The 19,216-nt window shown below is 41.2% G+C and carries 19 protein-coding genes, 3 tRNA genes and 1 riboswitch; of the genes, 6 read left to right on the top strand and 16 right to left on the bottom strand.

The genetic code is table 11. The features are described from left to right. Positions 1 to 175: 175 nt before the first annotated feature. From GQR47_RS09445 to orn, 4 genes are all read right to left on the bottom strand, one after another. Positions 176 to 251: transfer RNA gene (locus tag GQR47_RS09445), tRNA-Gly, on the bottom strand. A 120-nt stretch (positions 252 to 371) separates the two neighbouring features. After that, positions 372 to 447: transfer RNA gene (locus tag GQR47_RS09440), tRNA-Gly, on the bottom strand. Positions 448 to 490: 43 nt separating this feature from the next. Beyond that, positions 491 to 566: transfer RNA gene (locus GQR47_RS09435), tRNA-Gly, on the bottom strand. A 260-nt stretch (positions 567 to 826) separates the two neighbouring features. Continuing rightward, a complete protein-coding gene (gene orn, locus GQR47_RS09430; protein WP_024596132.1) occupies positions 827 to 1,372 on the bottom strand; it encodes an oligoribonuclease in 546 nt (181 codons plus the stop codon). Positions 1,373 to 1,492: 120 nt separating this feature from the next. Here orn and rsgA point away from each other — a divergent pair, with 120 nt between their 5' ends. Both rsgA and asd read left to right on the top strand, forming a co-directional pair. After that, the gene (rsgA, locus tag GQR47_RS09425; RefSeq protein ID WP_024603418.1) at positions 1,493 to 2,551 is read left to right on the top strand and encodes a small ribosomal subunit biogenesis GTPase RsgA; all 1,059 of its coding nucleotides are present in this window, start codon (positions 1,493 to 1,495) and stop codon (positions 2,549 to 2,551) included. A gap of 15 nt (positions 2,552 to 2,566) precedes the next feature. Then, positions 2,567 to 3,433, top strand: a complete 867-nt coding sequence (asd, locus tag GQR47_RS09420; RefSeq protein WP_004336058.1) for an archaetidylserine decarboxylase — start codon at positions 2,567 to 2,569, stop codon at positions 3,431 to 3,433. Between the two features lie 145 nt (positions 3,434 to 3,578). Here asd and GQR47_RS09415 read toward each other — a convergent pair whose 3' ends face one another. The 8 genes from GQR47_RS09415 to GQR47_RS09380 all read right to left on the bottom strand — a co-directional run bounded on the left by GQR47_RS09415 (position 3,579) and on the right by GQR47_RS09380 (position 11,255). Continuing rightward, on the bottom strand, positions 3,579 to 4,328 hold the full coding sequence (locus GQR47_RS09415; RefSeq protein WP_024594827.1) for a HesA/MoeB/ThiF family protein: 750 nt from the start codon (positions 4,326 to 4,328) through the stop codon (positions 3,579 to 3,581). 35 nt (positions 4,329 to 4,363) lie between these two features. Beyond that, entirely contained in the window at positions 4,364 to 5,899 is a 1,536-nt protein-coding gene (thiE, locus tag GQR47_RS09410) for a thiamine phosphate synthase (protein ID WP_024594826.1), read from the bottom strand. Positions 5,900 to 5,909: 10 nt separating this feature from the next. Further along, entirely contained in the window at positions 5,910 to 6,701 is a 792-nt protein-coding gene (locus GQR47_RS09405; RefSeq protein ID WP_165723744.1) for a thiazole synthase, read from the bottom strand. Between the two features lie 5 nt (positions 6,702 to 6,706). Then, positions 6,707 to 6,901, bottom strand: a complete 195-nt coding sequence (gene thiS / locus GQR47_RS09400; protein WP_002960781.1) for a sulfur carrier protein ThiS — start codon at positions 6,899 to 6,901, stop codon at positions 6,707 to 6,709. Positions 6,902 to 6,908: 7 nt separating this feature from the next. After that, the gene (locus tag GQR47_RS09395; protein ID WP_165723743.1) at positions 6,909 to 7,910 is read right to left on the bottom strand and encodes an FAD-dependent oxidoreductase; all 1,002 of its coding nucleotides are present in this window, start codon (positions 7,908 to 7,910) and stop codon (positions 6,909 to 6,911) included. A gap of 106 nt (positions 7,911 to 8,016) precedes the next feature. Beyond that, complete coding sequence (gene thiC / locus GQR47_RS09390; RefSeq protein ID WP_165723742.1) at positions 8,017 to 9,969, bottom strand: phosphomethylpyrimidine synthase ThiC; 1,953 nt, start codon at positions 9,967 to 9,969, stop codon at positions 8,017 to 8,019. Between the two features lie 140 nt (positions 9,970 to 10,109). After that, positions 10,110 to 10,224: riboswitch (TPP riboswitch) on the bottom strand. Between the two features lie 107 nt (positions 10,225 to 10,331). Then, complete coding sequence (locus GQR47_RS09385; RefSeq protein WP_032826923.1) at positions 10,332 to 10,730, bottom strand: META domain-containing protein; 399 nt, start codon at positions 10,728 to 10,730, stop codon at positions 10,332 to 10,334. Between the two features lie 126 nt (positions 10,731 to 10,856). Then, positions 10,857 to 11,255, bottom strand: coding sequence for an acyl-CoA thioesterase (locus tag GQR47_RS09380; RefSeq protein ID WP_010555268.1), 399 nt, complete (start codon positions 11,253 to 11,255; stop codon positions 10,857 to 10,859). An 84-nt stretch (positions 11,256 to 11,339) separates the two neighbouring features. Between GQR47_RS09380 and GQR47_RS09375 the strand changes: the two genes are divergently transcribed. Beyond that, the gene (locus tag GQR47_RS09375; protein WP_024596697.1) at positions 11,340 to 13,457 is read left to right on the top strand and encodes a TonB-dependent receptor; all 2,118 of its coding nucleotides are present in this window, start codon (positions 11,340 to 11,342) and stop codon (positions 13,455 to 13,457) included. Positions 13,458 to 13,641: 184 nt separating this feature from the next. Here the strand turns inward: GQR47_RS09375 and epmA are convergent, their stop codons facing one another. Beyond that, positions 13,642 to 14,616, bottom strand: a complete 975-nt coding sequence (gene epmA / locus GQR47_RS09370) for an elongation factor P--(R)-beta-lysine ligase (protein WP_024596698.1) — start codon at positions 14,614 to 14,616, stop codon at positions 13,642 to 13,644. A gap of 56 nt (positions 14,617 to 14,672) precedes the next feature. Beyond that, positions 14,673 to 15,239 carry an elongation factor P gene (gene efp / locus GQR47_RS09365; protein WP_024596699.1) on the bottom strand — a complete coding sequence of 189 codons (567 nt, stop codon included), beginning with the start codon at positions 15,237 to 15,239 and terminating at the stop codon, positions 14,673 to 14,675. A gap of 41 nt (positions 15,240 to 15,280) precedes the next feature. On the opposite strand from efp, the gene epmB reads away from it, so the two are divergent. Further along, a complete protein-coding gene (gene epmB, locus GQR47_RS09360; protein ID WP_033013297.1) occupies positions 15,281 to 16,294 on the top strand; it encodes an EF-P beta-lysylation protein EpmB in 1,014 nt (337 codons plus the stop codon). An 8-nt stretch (positions 16,295 to 16,302) separates the two neighbouring features. On the opposite strand, the gene GQR47_RS09355 is transcribed toward epmB, so the two are convergent. Further along, the gene (locus GQR47_RS09355; RefSeq protein WP_002960797.1) at positions 16,303 to 16,512 is read right to left on the bottom strand and encodes a hypothetical protein; all 210 of its coding nucleotides are present in this window, start codon (positions 16,510 to 16,512) and stop codon (positions 16,303 to 16,305) included. 71 nt (positions 16,513 to 16,583) lie between these two features. On the opposite strand from GQR47_RS09355, the gene GQR47_RS09350 reads away from it, so the two are divergent. Then, positions 16,584 to 16,874, top strand: coding sequence for a hypothetical protein (locus tag GQR47_RS09350; protein WP_007585044.1), 291 nt, complete (start codon positions 16,584 to 16,586; stop codon positions 16,872 to 16,874). Positions 16,875 to 16,921: 47 nt separating this feature from the next. Here GQR47_RS09350 and GQR47_RS09345 read toward each other — a convergent pair whose 3' ends face one another. After that, complete coding sequence (locus GQR47_RS09345; RefSeq protein ID WP_024596701.1) at positions 16,922 to 17,413, bottom strand: DUF3016 domain-containing protein; 492 nt, start codon at positions 17,411 to 17,413, stop codon at positions 16,922 to 16,924. A gap of 276 nt (positions 17,414 to 17,689) precedes the next feature. Between GQR47_RS09345 and galE the strand changes: the two genes are divergently transcribed. Beyond that, positions 17,690 to 18,706 (top strand): UDP-glucose 4-epimerase GalE, encoded by a 1,017-nt coding sequence (galE, locus tag GQR47_RS09340; RefSeq protein WP_024596702.1) that lies wholly within the window; start codon positions 17,690 to 17,692, stop codon positions 18,704 to 18,706. The last annotated feature ends 510 nt before the right edge of the window (positions 18,707 to 19,216 follow it).

The raw sequence follows: 19,216 nt of genomic DNA, 5'->3' as shown, positions 1-19,216 counted from the left end.
CAAAGTACAACACCTTTATTGTAGGCGTATAGCTCGCGCGAGAAACCATAGCTTCTAACAACCAAAACTTTAATGCTGAATATTGCACAAAGAATAAAGTAGATAAGAGAGATTTTAAATTATAATTTTATTTATGATTTTTAATACAGAGAATTTTGAAAGGATATAAAAAGATTGGAGCGGTACACGAGGCTCGAACTCGTGACCTCGACCTTGGCAAGGTCGCGCTCTACCAACTGAGCTAGTACCGCATTTTTATTTCTTTAGTTATTTTACGTTGGTGCGCGACAGGTCGCGTTCAACATTCTAGCAACTGAGCTAGTACCGCATTATATTTTCATTCAACACTACAACTTCTTTTGGTTAGAAATTGGAGCGGTACACGAGGCTCGAACTCGTGACCTCGACCTTGGCAAGGTCGCGCTCTACCAACTGAGCTAGTACCGCATTTTTACTTCTTTTAATCACTCAATTTCTTTTGGTTAGAAATTGGAGCGGTACACGAGGCTCGAACTCGTGACCTCGACCTTGGCAAGGTCGCGCTCTACCAACTGAGCTAGTACCGCATTTTTTATTTCTTCAGTTATTTTACGTTGGTGCGCGACGGGTCGCGTTCAACATTCTAGCAACTGAGCTAGTACCGCATTTTCATTTCTTCAGTTATTTTATGCTTAAGCGAGACTGGTCGCGTTCAGCATTCTAGCAACTGAGCTAGTACCGCATTTATTGATGGTAATTCAATCACTCAAACACACTAACCCCGCGTGGGTTATCGTCTTGAGCGGGGCAGGATTCTACAATAATCCGATGTGTTTGCAAGTGTTTTTTACAAATTAAAGAAATTTTCTCTATAGACTTTTAATTCCATAATCGAATCCTTAATGTCATCCAAAGCGAGGTGCGAACCTTTTTTGTTCACTTTTGCAAGCACTTCAGGTTTCCAGCGACGTGCTAATTCTTTAATAGTACTCACGTCAAGATTGCGGTAATGAAAAAAATCTTCAAGTTCACGCATGTATTTATTCATAAAGCGGCGGTCTTGCCCAATTGAATTACCACACATTGGTGATACACCTGCAGGCACCCACTGTTTTAAAAAATCTAACGTTTGTTCCACGGCATACTCTTCATTGAATGTACTTGCTTTACAGCGCGCTGTTAAACCCGACTTACCATGCTGCGTAGTACACCACTCGTCCATACCATTTAGTAATTCATCACTTTGATGAATAGCTATGGTTGGCCCTTCAGCTAATATATTCAGGTCTGCGTCAGTGACAACCGTCGCAATTTCGAGTATTTTATCGGTCTCTGGTTCGAGCCCTGTCATTTCAAGATCGAGCCAAATTAAATTTGATTTATTAATAGTCATAATACCTAAGCGGTGCTTTCCTTTAGATCCAACGCATTTCGATATATCATATTAGCATCAACCGTCGAGCTAAAGCTTTTTTTAGGAAAAGCGACATTTAACTAAGGTTATAGGCCTCCAGTGGCAAAACAGAAAAAATTAAGTAAAGGCCAATCGCGTCAGATCAAGGCCAACCACCAAAAGCGCATTAATAGCGCAGACTCAAAACCAGCTAAAAAAGGCGCGCAAGAATGGCAAACCGATAATTTAGGTCAGGTCGAGAGCGCAATTGTGATCAGTCGTTTTGGCCAACACGCCGATGTCGAAACTGAAAATGGCGATGTACTTCGTTGTAATATACGACGTACCGTGTCAAATTTAGTGTGTGGTGATGAGGTATTGTTTCGCCGTGCCAAAGTAAGTGAAGGTGATTTAGCCGGAGTAATTGAAGCCACGCAAGAGCGTCGCTCGCAACTTACCCGCCCTGACTTTTACGACGGCGTGAAAGTTATTGCAGCTAACATTGATCAAATACTCATGGTATCGGCGGTACTACCTGAGTTTACCCCAAGTATTATCGACCGCTATTTAATAGCCTGTGAAGATATGGGTATTGAGCCAATTTTAGTACTCAATAAAATAGATTTAATTGATGACGCAGGCCTTAGCGAAATACAAAAAGTTCTCGATATCTACCGTAAACTTGATTACCAAGTACTCCTTGTTAGTAATATATCGGGCAATGGTATTGATGAATTAAAAGAAGTACTTGTTGGTAAAAATAACATTTTTGTTGGTCAAAGTGGTGTGGGTAAATCAACCCTCGTTAACACTGTATTACCTAACGCTGAAATATTAACTAAAGAAGTATCTGAAAACAGCGGCCTAGGCCAGCATACAACAACTGTTTCACGCCTTCACCATTTACCAAGTGGCGGTAACCTAATCGATTCACCAGGAATTCGTGAATTTGGTTTATGGCATTTAGATGTTGAGCGTGTAACGTGGTGTTTTAAAGAGTTTAGAGAATTTATAGGCGGGTGCCGCTTTAGAGACTGTAAACATTTAAACGATCCGGGCTGTATAGTTAAAGAAGCTGTAGCAGATGGCAAAATTTCTCAATTGCGCTTTGACAGCTACCACCGAATTTTAGAAACAATGGCCGATGGCCGTGCAGGCGCCCGTGCGCCTCGCGTATAATTTAGGATAAATACTGTGAGTTTAGACAAATTTAAAATCGCAATGCAGTACGCAATGCCAAAACATTTTATTTCACGTGTAGTGGGTAAATTAGCCGCAGCTAAAGCAGGCGCTTTAACAACGACTTTAATTAAACTATTTATTAAGCAATATAAAGTAGATATGAGCGAAGCCCAATACCCAGATCCTGCTCATTATAAAAGCTTTAATGAATTTTTTACTCGCCCTTTAAAAGACGGCATGCGCCCAATGGTAGAAGATAGCAATATCATCATTCATCCAGTGGATGGCGCAATCAGCCAGCTAGGCGATATTGTTGACGGACAGCTAATACAAGCTAAAGGTCACGATTACAGCTTACAAGCGCTACTAGGCGGCTCACAAGATGATACAACACCATTTTTAGGCGGTAAGTTTGCCACTATTTATTTAGCACCTAAAGATTACCACCGTATTCATATGCCAATTGATGGGACACTAAGCAAAATGATTTACGTGCCAGGTGATTTATTTTCAGTAAACCCACTTACCGCGCAAAACGTGCCTAACTTGTTTGCGCGTAATGAACGAGTAGTAGCAATTTTTGAAACTGAAATTGGTCCGCTTGCTATGGTACTTGTTGGCGCAACAATTGTAGCCAGCATAGAAACTATTTGGGCAGGTACTGTCACGCCACCAGCAGGTAGCGATGTATTTAGTTGGAAATACCCAACCACTGGCGATAACGCCATCACGCTTAAAAAGGGTGAAGAAATGGGTCGCTTTAAATTAGGCTCTACTGTGGTACTAGCATGGGGTGCTGATAAAGCTGAAATACTGGACGATCAACTACCAGAAGTGGTTACTCGCTTAGGTACTGCGTTTGCAAAAATTAACGACTAAATCAATCGTTAATTAGAAATCAAAAAACCGCGTTATTTAAACGCGGTTTTTTTATTTTTGTAGGCGTGAAGCTTACTCACGCGAAAAGCGCAGCTTTTAATTCTTTAACGCCAAATGTAGTAACAGGCACAAGCCTCTCAAAAACCTATTTTCCACACTCTTTACACTCTGAATCTTTAATCACTTTAAAGTGCTGCTGCTTTAAAGTAAGCGCATCAAAGGTTATAAATCCCCCCCCCTCTGAATGCCCCAGTAATAAGTTGAGCGTAAGTTGCGCCTGCATAGAGCCTATTACACCAAGTAACGGGCTAATCACTCCTGCGTTACTGCAATTGATAACTGGTGTAGCTTCGCTTTGTGGAAAAACGCAGCCATAGCACGGGCTATCACTTTGCCTAAAATCAAAGCCCATTAACTGCCCTTTGGTTGCGAGTGCAGCACCAGAAATTAACGGTGTTTTATTAGCAATACAATAACGATTAACACTATAGCGAGTGCTAAAGTTATCAGAGCAATCAAGTATGATGTCAGCATCTTTTAGCATGTTAGTTGCGTTACTCTCATCTAGCTTTCGGCAATGCGTTACTATGTTTATTTGATTATTCAGGCTCGCTAATACTTTACCCGCTGCAGCGACCTTGTTTTGTCCTAAGTGATTTATTTTATAAAGCACTTGGCGCTGTAAGTTTGAAAGCTCAACCTCATCATCGTCAATTAAAATAAGCGTTCCAACACCCGCAGCGGCTAAATATAAAAGTGCGGGGCTACCTAAACCACCAGCCCCCACAACTGCAACCGTTGAGGATTTAAGTGTTAATTGCCCTTCAAGCCCAACTTCTTCAAGCAATAAATGGCGGCTGTAACGCAGGGTTTCTTTATCGCTTAGCTCATTCACGTTTACCGGCCTTGTTAGTATTACCCTTGTTAGTTTTAATTGGCACTGCTTATGGCCACTTGCAGAGCGCTTATAGCCTCTACGTAATTATCAGCTTCGGTAATCGCACGCACTACAGCAACACTGCCTACGCCAGTTTTCGCTACCTGCTCAGCACGGCTTAAATCAATCCCGCCTATTGCTATTGTTGGGTAGCTTTGCATCAGTGGTACAAACTTAATCAGCTTTTCAAGGCCTTGTATTTGACCTGTCATATCTTTTGTTGTGGTTGGGTAAATAGCGCCAAATGCCATATAACTAGGGCGATAATTATGCGCACGCAACATTTCATAAAAACCATGAGTAGAAAGCCCAAGCCTTAACCCTGCGTCTTTAATTGCCGCTAAATTAGCAATGTCTAAATCCTCTTGCCCTAAATGCACGCCATATGCACCGTGCTTAATAGCTAACTGCCAGTAGTCGTTTATAAATACCTGTGCGTTGTATTGCTTGCCCAGCTCAACAGCTTGCTTAATGAGCCCATCAAGCTCGTCTTGCGTTTTATTTTTAACGCGTAACTGCGCTGTTTTAATGCCTTGTTGTAAGCACTTTTCTAACCAATCTATACTATCTACAACTGCATACAAGCCAAGCGATTTACTTTCACAAGGTGCAAAATCAGCAGCCAAATTAAAATCAAGCGGCACATCAAAATCTAGTTCATCACCCAGCCAGCTCCCCGGTTCAATCACTTGTGGGTAGTCAGCTAAATTAGTGGGGAACGATGTATGAGCAACCGGTCCAATCCCTTCGCCATAACGTACCGACTGTTTTAGCCCTTGGTTTATATATGCCTTAGCTAAAATAAAGGCATCTTTTAATGGATAGTCTTTAGCTAAACATGCAGCAATTACCGAAGCCATGCTACATCCGGTGCCGTGGTTATGCGGGGTTTGTATTTTTTGATTGCCTAACCAGTATTCTTCACCATTTTGCGTATTACTATCAATACAATAATCAATGCAGTAGCCACTTGGGTAATCCCAATGTCCGCCTTTAATAACAACGGCTTTTGCGCCCCAGCTTAATAGCTTATTAGCCGCTTCTTTTATTGCAGCCGGGCCAATTAAATACACACCGGTTAATAACTGTGTTTCATGGGTGTTTGGGGTTATTACATCCACCAGCGGCAGTAAACATTCTTTTATTGCACTTACCGTGTCCTCTTCTGTTAGTAAGTCACCGCTTGAGGCAATAGCAACAGGGTCATATACAATAACGGGAGGCACAGGCCACTTAGCTTTATAGTGGCTTATATGTTCGCTGATCAGCTGAATTTGCTGCACATTGGCAAGCATGCCAATTTTTATTACTTTGGCTTTCATGTCTTTTTCAAGCGCTAGTAACTGCGATTCAATAATATCGGTAGACACAGCATTAATAGCTTCTACACCTAAACTATTTTGCGCAGTAAGCGCCGTAATTGCCGTGCAGCCATGTACACCAAAACTTTGCATTGCTTTTATATCTGCTTGAATACCTGCACCGCCGCCCGAATCAGATCCGGCAATTGTCCACACTACGTTATTCATATTCTTTCCTTCACTGCTGATGCCAAAATGGCATACCCATTGTTGGGGTTGATGGGGCTGCAACGTCTTTTTCAGGCATTGCTTTTGCTTGATATGCAAAGCGCCCTGCTTCAACTGCGGCTTTAAATGCGCGGCTCATAGTAATTGGGCAGCCCGCCCCTGCAATGGCTGAATTTAATAATACCGCATCATACCCCATTTCGAGTGCTTGGCAGGCATGCGATGGCAAACCTAAACCGGCATCTACTATTAATGTGGTATCGGGTAAACGCTCTCGAATAGTTTTTAAATTATAACTATTTAACAAGCCTTTACCGGTGCCTATTGGCGCCCCCCACGGCATAAGCACCTCACACCCTAGCTCATTTAAGCGCTGGCAAAGTACTAAGTCATCGGTGCAATAAGGCAATACTTTAAAGCCATCATTAATTAATATTTTTGTGGCTTCAAGTAGCGCAAAAGGGTCAGGCTGTAAATTGTAATCATCGCCAATCAGCTCTAGCTTAATCCAATCGGTGGCAAATACCTCTCGGCACATTTTTGCAAGGGTTGTCGCTTCTTTAACACTATGGCACCCTGCGGTATTAGGCAGTATTTTTAAGCCTGTATTTTTTATTAACTGCCAAAAGTCATCACCGGCTGCTGCACTTTGTTGGCGCCTAAGCGACACGGTTACAATTTCAGCGCCAGAGGCGACTATCGATTGGGTCATAATGTCGGGCGACGGATAAAGCGCAGAGCCTATTAATAAACGACTCTTTATTTGCTCTCCATAAATAGTTAAACAGTCTTTAGTTTGCATGAGCTTTATCCGCCTTGAATGGGTGACAGCAACTCAACACTGTCGCCTTCATTAAGTACATAGTTACTGTGTCGACTTTGTGGAATAAATTCGCCATTAACAGCCACAGCAAAAGGCGCGACTGCACCAAAACTTTGAAGTACCTCAACGAGTGCTTTGCTATTAACATTAAGTAGCTCGCCATTAATTGTAATGTTCATTTTATTCTCACTCTATTCGTGAAACTACTTGCGCCACTAATGCCGGTGCCAGCATATAACCGTGGCGATACAAGCCATTAATGCTAATTACATTGCCAACTTGTGATACTTCTGGGCGGTTATCGCTAAATGCAGGGCGTAATCCGGCTTGAATATTAAGTAGTCGTGCTTCGGCAAATCCGCTGTGTACGGTATAAGCCGCTGAAAGTAACTCAAGAGCTGATCGCACTGTTGCGGCGCCGCTATCTTGCGATTCTATTTCGGTCGCACCAATTACATATTCATGATTCGGTTTAGGCGCTATATAAATTGGGTAACGCGGATGCATTAAACGCACAGGTCGCGTTAAATTTACTTCAGGTGCATATAGCCTTGCGACTTCACCGCGCACACCTCTAAGCGGTTTATCACTTTTAGCACCAAGCCCACGACAATCTATAATGTAGTCAAATGGTCGATTATTTATTTCACCGTTTTTAATGGTTACGCGCTGGTTAAACACACACTTAACTTTGCGCTTGTTGAGCATGGTAAAACTTGCTTTATAAAAGGCTTGGTTATCTATTTGCCCCTCGCAGGGTAAAAATAGACCTTGATTAAACCGATTAGCAAACTCTGGCTCTAACTGCGCTATTTGCTGAGCATTCAATACCTGAGCGCTTTGCCCTGCTATGGGCTTTATTCTCTGGGTAAAGCTTTGTAAATCGCCTTTATCTTGCTGATGCGCAACAACCAATGTGCCTTGCTGCTGAAAAAACACATCCCCCTCAAGTTCACTCACTATTTCTGGCCAGCGCTTCATTGAATCAAGCCCCATTAAAGCTAAATCAGCCTCGCATAACACCGACTCAGCCAGCGGTGCCAGCATGGCTGCTGCCACTTTACCGGCGCTATTTGGGGTTTGCTCATCGTCTGCTTCAAACACCGTTACATGATGCAACTTACTTAGCTCAAGGGCAGCTAAGCGCCCTGCTAAACCAAAACCCACCACAGCAATGTTATAAAACATAAAACCTCCAAAAGCAGTTATTAGTAGGTGCGAACTCACTCGCACTTCTTCAATGTTTAAAGAAGCGAGGTATAAAACCTCACCTACATCTGTATCTAACTTCTTGCTATACCGCTTTGTGGTAAATTTCTGAGCCTGTTTGCTTAAACTCAGCTGATTTGGCTTTCATTTCGGCTTCTACATCAATCATTTTGATTTCAATAGCCTCGCCAGCGTCATTTGGATCAATACCGCGTGTTTCTAAATCTTTAGCGTAATCGCGTACTTCTTGGCTAATTTTCATAGAGCAAAATTTAGGACCACACATAGAGCAAAAGTGAGCCACTTTGCCTGATTCTTGCGGAAGGGTTTCGTCGTGATATTCACGAGCACGGTCTGGATCTAAACCTATATTAAATTGGTCATGCCATCTAAATTCAAAGCGTGCTTTTGATAGCGCGTTATCACGCTCTTGCGCACCTGGGTGACCTTTTGCTAAATCGGCGGCATGTGCAGCTATTTTGTAGGTAATTAAGCCTTCTTTAACATCTTCTTTATTTGGCAGACCTAAATGCTCTTTAGGTGTTACATAACAAAGCATTGCACAGCCGTACCATGCTATTTGAGCTGCCCCAATACCAGAAGTAATATGATCGTACCCTGGTGCAATATCGGTCGTTAGAGGGCCTAAAGTATAAAAAGGCGCTTCGTCGCAATGCTTTAATTGCTCATCCATATTGGCTTTAATCATGTGCATTGGCACATGCCCTGGGCCTTCTATAAATACTTGTACGTCGTGTTTCCACGCAATTTTAGTCAGTTCACCTAATGTGCGTAGCTCACTAAACTGCGCTTCATCGTTGGCATCTGCAATCGAACCAGGGCGCAGGCCATCACCGAGTGAAAAACACACATCGTATTGCTTTAAAATGTCGCAAATATCTTCAAAGTGCGTGTATAAAAAGTTTTCTTTGTGATGCGCTAAACACCACTTAGCCATAATTGAGCCACCGCGTGACACAATACCGGTTACACGTTTAGCCGTCATTGGTACATAACGAAGTAGTACACCCGCATGAATAGTAAAGTAATCAACACCCTGCTCAGCTTGCTCTATAAGCGTATCGCGGAAAATCTCCCACGTTAAATCCTCAGCCACACCGTTTACTTTTTCAAGCGCTTGATAAATCGGTACTGTGCCAATAGGTACAGGCGAGTTACGTACAACCCATTCACGCGTTTCGTGAATGTAACGACCCGTTGATAAGTCCATCACGGTGTCTGCGCCCCAGCGGGTAGACCACACCATTTTTTCTACTTCTTCTTCAATAGATGAGCTAACCGATGAGTTACCAATATTGGCATTAACTTTTACTAAAAAGTTACGACCTACAATCATAGGCTCTGTTTCTGGATGGTTTATATTATTTGGTAAAATAGCGCGACCACGGGCTATTTCGTCGCGTACAAATTCTGGGGTAATAAATTCAGGAATACTCGCGCCAAACGACTCGCCTTTATGCTGCGCGGCAAGTAATTCTTTACGAATTTCTGCACGTCCCATATTTTCACGAACAGCTACGTATTCCATTTCAGGGGTAATAATCCCTTGGCGTGCGTAGTGCATTTGCGTTACGTTTTTACCAGCGACACCACGGCGAATTTTTGGAAGGTGATCAAAGCGAATATGATCCAACCCTTCATCTGCCATGCGCTGCTGCGAAAACTGCGACGTCACTGATTCTAAAATTTCAGTGTCACCACGGCTTTCAATCCATTGTTCACGAAATTTTGGTAAGCCTTTACGCACGTCTAGTTCAAAATTAGGATCGGTATACGGGCCCGACGTATCGTAAACACGAAGCGGATCGTTTGTCTCATAAACAGGGTTTTCATCTGTGCCGCCAATAAACGTATCACTTAACGTGATTTCACGCATACCAACGCGCACGCCTGGTTGAGTACCTTCAACGTATACTTTATGAGAATTTGGGAACGGTTGACCCGTTAAGTTATAAATATATTCAGACGCGGCAGCACGAGTTTCTCGGCGTGACGCTTTATTTGTAGTATTTGACATGACTTGCCTCATTGCTTAAGGGTTGTCTTGTCAGATATTCCGAGGAATAGAGAAAGATCGTAAAGTAGCGTACATGCTACTTTGCAGCCTAAAAAATAAATCACTTTATTGTGCGCATAAAAAAAGACGCACAAGCGTCCCATTTTAGGCAGCTTGTTCCCTACGCAGGTATTAACCTGATCAGGTTCACGGATCCCGCTTTCGCGATCTCAGCCAAAAACTAATTCCTTAGCTTTGGCACTCCGACAAGTATTGATATATAAATTTTGTTCGTCGATTCGAAGATATTATTCAACAAATCTGCGCTGAGTGTACGTCAGTTAAAAACTGCCCGCAAGGGGCTGTTTTTCAAAAACTTAAAATTATTTAGGGATAAACACAAATGTTTGCTCGCCTTGCATGACTAATTGCTGGTCTTGCATTTTAAGCTCGGCACCTTGCTTTAAGGCTTGTAATAACTGCTGCTCAAACTCATCAAGCTCTTCGCCGCACGACTTGCGGGTCATTCCTAATTTACTTACGGTAAGGTTACTTTCTTCAAGCGAGCCTTCACCAAAAAATTTGTTACAGCCAGCAAAACCGTTTACTTGCAGTGCTTCAATAAAGCTCATTGATGCATTAAACGAAGGTGGAATTGCTAAACCATCAACACGTGATAATTGCCATTGGGTGTATTTAAGCTGCTCACTGGTAACCGTCCCTGTTGATGCGCAACCAACACATAAACCGACTATAAGCATCGGTATTGCTGCTAATTTCATGCTACTACTAACTAATTGTCTAATTAATGTAATTGTAACAATATTTATGTCCTTTATCCGTTAAAAATGCATGTTTTAAATGTAAATTTTTGTTCTATGATAGTTCAAAAGTTATGCGATTAAGTACTAAGTTGTAGTTTTAAATACGTTATCTATTTGCTCAGGTAAAAACGGTCTACCTTTTTCATTAACAGACGTTCCTATAACCAGTGCATTGAGCATTACTTTTTCATCGCTTTTACGTATAACCGTTTGCTTAAACGCAAATTTTAAACGACTAATACGCTGCGGCTCCACAGCCACATAAAATTCATCACCTGGTAATAGTGAATGTTTATAGTCCATTTCGCTGCGCATCACGACTAGGTTAATTTTATCTTTTGCTAACTGAGCAAAATCAATACCGTGTGCGTACAAGAACTCATGTCGAGCATGCTCTAAATAATTAAAATAAACACTGTTATTTACGATACCTTGTAAGTCACATTCGTAATCACGTACTTTGAAGTCAACTTTAAAGGTCATATTAGTAATCCTGATTATTTAACGTATAATTGCCGCGTTTATAGCACATGTGTTTAAATAATTGCTACCATACGAGTCCCTAAAATGGAGTTAAGTAACCCAATGAACTTACGTTTGTCTTTAATTACTGCCGCACTTTTACCGCTGCTTGGTGCACCAATTGCAGCTAACGCTGATGATAGCGACCTAGAAAGAATTGTTGTAACTGGCGATTTTCAGCGCGAAAGCATTCAAACTTTAAGCGCGAGTGCGAGCTTATTCAGCGAAGATGAAATTAATCAACGTGGTGCAAGTTACTTAGACGAAATGTTAGGCAGTACCGCCAATATAAATTTTGCATCTGGTGCGTCGCGCGGTCGTTATATTCAAATTCGTGGCGTGGGACTTCGTTCACAATTTGTAGACCCTATTAATCCATCTGTAGGCTTAGTTATTGATGGTATTAACTATTCTGGCCTTGGTGGCAGTTCATTATTATTTGATATAGACCAAGTAGAAATTTACCGTGGTCCACAAGGTACACGCTTTGGCGCAGACGGCATGGCTGGTATGATCCAAATGGGTTCAGCTAAAGCCACGAGCGATCCAAGTTTAAAATTACAAGTAGGTGCTGGCACGTACAACACACGTGAAGCAGGTATTGCAGCAAGCACTGGTTTAACAGATGACACTAGCGCACGCGTTAGCTACTTTCGCAGAAAGTCAGACGGTTACGTAGATAACTTGTACTTAAATGACGAAACACAAAATCAAGACGAACAAGTAGCCCGCTTTAAAATAAACAGTCAGCTTACAAAGCATTTAAATACTGAGTTAAACCTTCACTATATTGACATAAACAATGGTTACGATGCGTTTACGCTTGATAACAGCCGCAATAGTGTTGCCGATGAACCAGGGCAAGATAATCAAGAAAGCTACGCTATAGGTGTCAAGAATACTTACACGGGTTTTGACGCTTTTGATGTAAATCTAAACCTGTCGGCTATTGATACCGAATTACTTTACAGCTTTGACGAAGACTGGGTATGTAACGATACAAGTGAGCCAAAGTTATGTGCTGCTGGCTTACATCCAGATGGATACAGCTCAACTGATTTATACAGCCGCGATCGCGACGATCAGTCTGTAGATTTACAGTTTAATTCTAAAACGGGTAACTGGGTTGCGGGTATTTATTACCAAAACCGTGACGTTGATTTAGAGCGCCAATACACATGGTTAGCAAGCCCGTTTTCTTCAACTTACGAAACGAGTAACGTTGCAGTATATGGTCAAGTAGCGACTCCAATTGGCCCTAAAACAACATTAATTACAGGTTTACGTGTAGAGCAATACCAAGGCGACTACACCGATAGCAATGGCTTTATACAAGACACCGACGACGTAATGGTTGGCGGTAAAATAGCACTTGAATATCAAGTGATTGATCGCACTATGATCTACACCAGCATTACGCGTGGCTACAAAGCTGGCGGTATTAACTCAGAAGCGCTTGCTAAAGCCAAAGATGAAGGCTTAAACCTAAGCGCTGATTTTTTCCAGCAACACACCAGTTTCGACCCTGAATATTTATGGAGTGGCGAATTTGGTGTTAAAGGCTCATCGCTTGATGACAAATTTACGCTTCGCTTAGCTGCATTTTACATGCACCGCGACGATATTCAGTTAAAAGCATGGCAAGTAGAAGGTCAGCAATTTACCGGTTATGTTGATAACGCAAGTTCTGGTAGCAACTACGGATTAGAAGTTGAAGGTAGTTACCAACTAACTGATAATCTATTTTTAACGGGTAGTGCTGGTTACTTAAACACTGAAATAGATGACTTTGTAACGCAGTCTGGCTTAAACCAAGACGGTCGTGAGCAAGCACAGTCACCTAAATACCAGTATGCGTTTACTGCTCGCTATAACTTTACAAGTGAGCTTTACGGTATGATTGGTGTTGAAGGTAAGGACGACTACTACTTCTCAGATAGTCATAACTCACAGGCACCAAGCAGCAACTTAGTTAACTTAAGCTTTGGTTACGAAGCAGACATGTGGGCAGTTCGCGCGTGGGCTCGTAACGTGTTTGACGAGACAGTCCCTACACGTGGTTTTGAGTTTGGTAACGATCCACAAGATGGTTACACAACGCATACCTACACACAATTAGGTGAGCCTCGTGTTGCAGGTGTTACGTTTACACTTAATCTGTAAAGCACAGCCGTTGGCTTTCAAATGAAAGCTACAGCAAGCAAATAAAAACACCGCGTTTAATTTAAACGCGGTGTTTTTATTTGTAGGTGAGGTTTTATACCTCGCTTTTTTATAAAGTTAAATTACACGAGCGCGAAATAAATTCGCACCTACAAATATTACACCTACGCCTACAGGCTAAGCATTACGCTCTTTGCACATCAAACGCTATTACGTCTTTAATTTTTTCTTTATTTGTTGCGAGCATTACCAACCTATCAATCCCTAAAGCAACCCCTGCGCACTGTGGTAATCCATGCTCCAGCGCTTTAATTAAACGCGTATCCATTGGCACTTGCTTTAAACCGTTTTCAGCGCGATATGCGTTATCTTCATTAAAACGTTTAGCTTGCTCGCTGGCATTTGTGAGTTCGTTAAAGCCATTCGCCAATTCCATATTTTTGTAATAAAGCTCAAAGCGCCCTGCTACACGTATATCGTGTTCACAAATTTGTGCAAGTGCCGCTTGGGATGCCGGAAAGTGATATACAAAACACGGTTTAGTTTGCCCAATGGTTGGCTCTACTTTCATACAAAATAACAGCTGCAATAAGGTGTCTTTATTTGTTTCGTTTTTGGTTATATCAACAAATCCATGCTCACACGCTAGTTGCTTTAATTGCTCTGTGTTCGCTGTTAGCGGATCGAGCCCAAGTGCTTGTTCAAACGCTTGCTGATAAGTAAGCTTTATTGCCGGCTCAACATCTAAAACAAGCCGCATTAGTTCATCCATTTCATCCATAAGTGCAAATTCATCAAAGCCTGGGCGATACCATTCAAGCATTGTAAATTCGGGATTGTGATGACTACCTGCTTCTTCATTTCTAAATGCTTTACAAAGCTGAAAAATAGCACCTGAGCCTGCTGCTAACAAGCGTTTCATAGCAAACTCTGGAGATGTTTGTAAAAAAAGAGGAAGCCCACCTGCGTGCCCTGGACCTACAAATGTGGTGTTAAAACTGGCCAAATGCACATCGGTTACACTGGCACTGCTTAAGCTAGGAGTTTCTACTTCCATTACATTACGCGTATAAAAAAACTCACGAATGTTACGTAATATTGCTGCACGTTGTTTTAGTGTTTCAATGCTTGCGCTTGGGGCCCAAAGATCTGCTGACATATTTTCTCCAAAAAAAATCCCAGCTTAAGCTGGGATTTTATAAACAATGTTAAAGCTTACTTAACACGGCTTACGTATTCACCGTTACGAGTGTCTACTTTAATTACTTCGCCAATTTGTACAAATAATGGAACTCGTACTACAGCGCCTGTGCTAAGCGTTGCTGGTTTACCACCAGTACCCGCTGTATCACCCTTAAGGCCAGGATCTGTTTCAGTGATCTCAAGCTCAACAAAGTTTGGTGGTGTAACAGCAATAGGGCTGCCGTTCCATAATGTAATTGTACATAAATCATTTTCAACTAACCATTTAACTGCATCGCCTAGTGCTTTTTCGTCAGCGGCAATTTGCTCAAATGTTTCGTTGTTCATGAAATGCCAAAATTCGCCGTCTGTGTATAGATACGCTAAATCTGTATCCATTACATCAGCACCTTCAACTGATTCACCCGATTTAAAGGTTTTTTCAAGCACCTTACCAGAGATAAGTTTACGGATACGAACACGGTTGAACGCCTGGCCTTTACCAGGTTTTACCATTTCATTTTCTAAGATACTGCAAGGCTCGCCGTCCATCATAATTTTTAGGCCGCCCTTGAACTCGTTGGTGCTATAATTCGCCATCGTTTCCTCTATTTATATTTTTTCGAGTAATCTACATGCCAATGATACAAAGAAATGAAGCAAATTTGCATAAAAACTGGCAAAAAGAATTAGCAAATGTAGTTACCTGCCCAAAAACCTTGCTTGAAATGGTCGGTTTATCGAGCCAAGTCCATGAAAACGACCTAAAAGCCCGCAGTTTATTTCCGGTACGCGTGCCTATCCCTTTTATAAAAAAAATACGCAAAGGCGATCCAAACGATCCTCTTTTATTGCAAGTCATGCCACGCCATCAAGAATTTTTAACTAAGTCGGGTTTTAATAAAGATCCCCTACTTGAGCAAGACAACGAACAACCCGGCCTTTTACATAAGTATAAATCACGTGTTTTAGTAATGTTTAAAACCGGCTGTGCAGTCAATTGTCGTTACTGCTTTAGAAGGCATTTTCCGTATCAAGAAAACCAACTTAATAAAAAAAGCCTGCTTGAAACACTAAGCTACATAAAATCTGATGCCAATATAAACGAAGTGATTTTAAGTGGTGGCGATCCGCTCATGGCCAAAGACGATGCAATAAGTTGGTTTTTAGATGAGCTTGAGCAATTACCACAAATTAAACGAATGCGAATTCATAGCCGTTTACCAGTAGTTATACCGGCGCGAGTAACCGATGAGCTATGTGAGCGATTAGCAAAATCGCCATTAAAAATTATTTTTATTAATCACATAAACCACGCCAACGAAATAGACGCTGACTTTAAAGCAGCTATGCAAAAGCTTAAACAAGCAAACGTAACGCTTTTAAACCAAGCTGTAATTTTAAAAGATGTGAATGATACGCTCGATGCGCAAATAAATTTAAGCGAAGCGTTATTTGACGCAGACGTATTGCCGTATTATTTGTATTTGCTCGATAAAGTTGAAGGGGCGAGCCACTTTGATATTAATGAAGCGCAAGCAATTGAAATAATGGCAGAGCTATTAAAAGCTCTGCCTGGATTTTTAGTGCCTAAATTAGTAAGAGAAATCGGTGGTCAAAAAAGCAAAACACCTATCGATCTTAAGCTAATTTAAAACAGCATTTAAACGTATATATTTACGTTGTTACCCAATGATGCTGTTACCGATTTAGCCGGTGTTTGCGCACTTGACGATTGTGCAGCACCTTCAATAAGTGCAAGTGCTGCTGCGCCATCTGCTAGTTGCTGCTTTTTAGATAAAGCAGCGCTATAAAGCTCACTGCCTTGGCCTGAGCCAGAAACAGCGGGTAAACTTGTGCCTGATATATTCATATAACAAACCTGACTTTTAAATGTAATCCAAGTATTATGTCGGCAATGCAGTGCAAAGCTTTAGGAAAACCATGGATTCTATTATTGAACAACTCAATGCCAACTTAAAAATTGTTTACCGTCAGGCACTTGATGCTGACAAAAAACTCGACGAGCTTCAACAGCAAGGTCACGGTAAGTTTAAAGCCTTATTTACTGCCGATTCTGGCTTTAGCTTTGAAGCTAAACGTTTTAAGCCTTACGTACTTGACGTAGCCGCTGATGTTGAAAGCTTATCTAACGATGGTTTTGAAGAAGAAAAACTGAAAACAACCGTTATTAAGTTACAACAAATACTCACGTTGTTAGCTACTTTTAAGTAAAGCTTAAAAATAAAAATGCCGCTATTTAGCGGCATTTTTATTTTCAGTTAATCTAAACTTGGTAATATTTGTTCACCAAACCACTCTGTTAGTAAGCGTTTTTCGTAATAAAATGATTCGTCGCGGCCCATTTTAATTTTATCCATAAAGCCCATATCTTTAAGCTCCACATCAGTATCTTTACTTAGCACTGTACCGTCGTTATCGGTTAACGAATAATTTAGCTTTATGCGTGGAAAATAAATTGGTTTTACTACACGAATCTCGTCCATACCACCATAACGCACATCACCTGCTAAATCTAAATCTGTAAACTCTACATTTAATTTATAGTCTTTTGGCAATTGCTCGGCTAGTTTAGCCATATGCTTTTCGAAACTTGCTGCCACACTTTTGTGATATGAGCTCTTAGCTTGGTTAGACGCTCGCACATCACGATAATCATTAAAGTCATTCCATTTAACAACAGACTCACCAGCATGGGCAAGCGCAGGTAATGCGATACACATTGTTGTTGCTATTTTTTTAACTAAATTCATATCTTTCTCCAAAGAGGTAACCAATCACAAAAGTGTGGATTGGAGTAAACCTAGTATTAGCTATTACTAAAGCTATTTTAGCACTTGTTTATTAACTATAACTTAATCTTACCAATCAAGTGCTACTTGTTTTGCACAAAATCTAATCAAAAGCATTTAATGTGCTGATATCAAAAAAATACGATTAAAATCATATAAATTACAGATAAAACATGTAAATCACCTCTATTTATGGTGAAATTAACTTAATTGATAAAAGGTACCCACGGAGCTTTCATGACTATTTTAGTAACCGGTGGCGCAGGCTATATTGGCTCGCACACTGTTTTAGAACTTTTACAACAAGGTAACGATGTTGTTGTTATTGATAATTTAAGTAACTCATCACAAGAATCACTTGCGCGCGTAAAAAATATAACAGGTAAAGAAGCCACTTTTTACCAAGGCGATATTCTCGATAAACCCTTTTTAGATTCTGTATTTGCAAAACATACGGTTGATAGTGTTATACATTTTGCGGGTTTAAAATCAGTAGGCGAGTCGGTTGCAAAGCCAGTTGAGTACTATCAAAACAACGTTCAAGGTACGCTTACGCTTGTTGATGCGATGCGCGATGCGGGTGTATTTAAATTGGTATTTAGCTCGTCAGCCACGGTTTACGGCGACCCAGCAAGATTACCAATCAAAGAAGACTTTCCTGTCGGCGGTACTACTAACCCTTACGGCACATCTAAACTAATGGTTGAAATGATGCTACAAGATATCGCTAAATCAGATGAGCGCTTTGCGTTTGCTATTTTGCGTTACTTTAACCCAGTGGGTGCACATGAGTCGGGCTTAATTGGTGAGGACCCTAATGGTATTCCAAACAACCTTTTACCGTTTATCGCACAAGTAGCGGTAGGTAAATTAAAGCAACTCGCTGTATTTGGTGATGACTACGACACAGTTGATGGCACCGGTGTGCGCGACTATATACATGTTGTAGATTTAGCGATTGGCCATTTAAAAGCGCTTGATAAAATTGCCAGCAGCACAGGTGCATTAGTTTATAACCTAGGTACTGGTAACGGGTATTCTGTACTACAAATGGTTAATGCATTTATTAAAGCAAGCGATCAGGCTGTACCCTATCAGGTTTCACCTCGCCGCCCTGGTGATATTGCAGCGTGTTATGCAGCGCCAGAAAAAGCACTTAATGAACTTGGCTGGGAAGCAGTGCGCGGTATTGATGAAATGATGCAAGATACCTGGCGCTGGCAGTCAAATAACCCTAACGGTTATAAGGGTTAAGCAAAAACGGCAAGTGAGAAAACATAGTAATTATGTAGTTTTGCTTCTCTAAAGCGCAGCGTCCTCTTAGCCTCTTTGTGAATAAATCACTTAAAATCTTATTGCACCAAGAGAAGTAAAAGAGGAGTAAATGAGAAGACATAAAAACATAGTAATTATGTATTTTACTTCTCTAAAGCGCAGTGACCTCTTAGCCTCTTTGTGAATAAATCACTTAAAACCTTATTGCACAAAGAGAAGCAAAAGAGGAGTAAATGAGAAGACATAAAACATAGTAATTATGTATTTTTACTTCTCTGAAGCGCAGCGACCTCTTAGCCTCTTTGTGAATAAATCACTTAAAACCTTATTGCACAAAGAGAAGTAAAAGAGGAATAAATGAGAAGAAACCAAAACCTAGAAATTACGAGCTTCGCTCGTCACGCCAGCAAGCTGCGCGTCTTGTATCTCTCATTGATAAATGATTAGCTATCATTTATCACATCGAAGTCAGTGAGCTTGCCTTCGCGT

Origin of the sequence: Pseudoalteromonas sp. Z1A2 (genome assembly GCF_011378755.1) — a bacterium.
Taxonomy (GTDB): domain Bacteria; phylum Pseudomonadota; class Gammaproteobacteria; order Enterobacterales; family Alteromonadaceae; genus Pseudoalteromonas; species Pseudoalteromonas distincta.
Note: the sequence above shows the minus strand (reverse complement) of the source record. Positions and strands in the feature narration are given on the sequence as shown.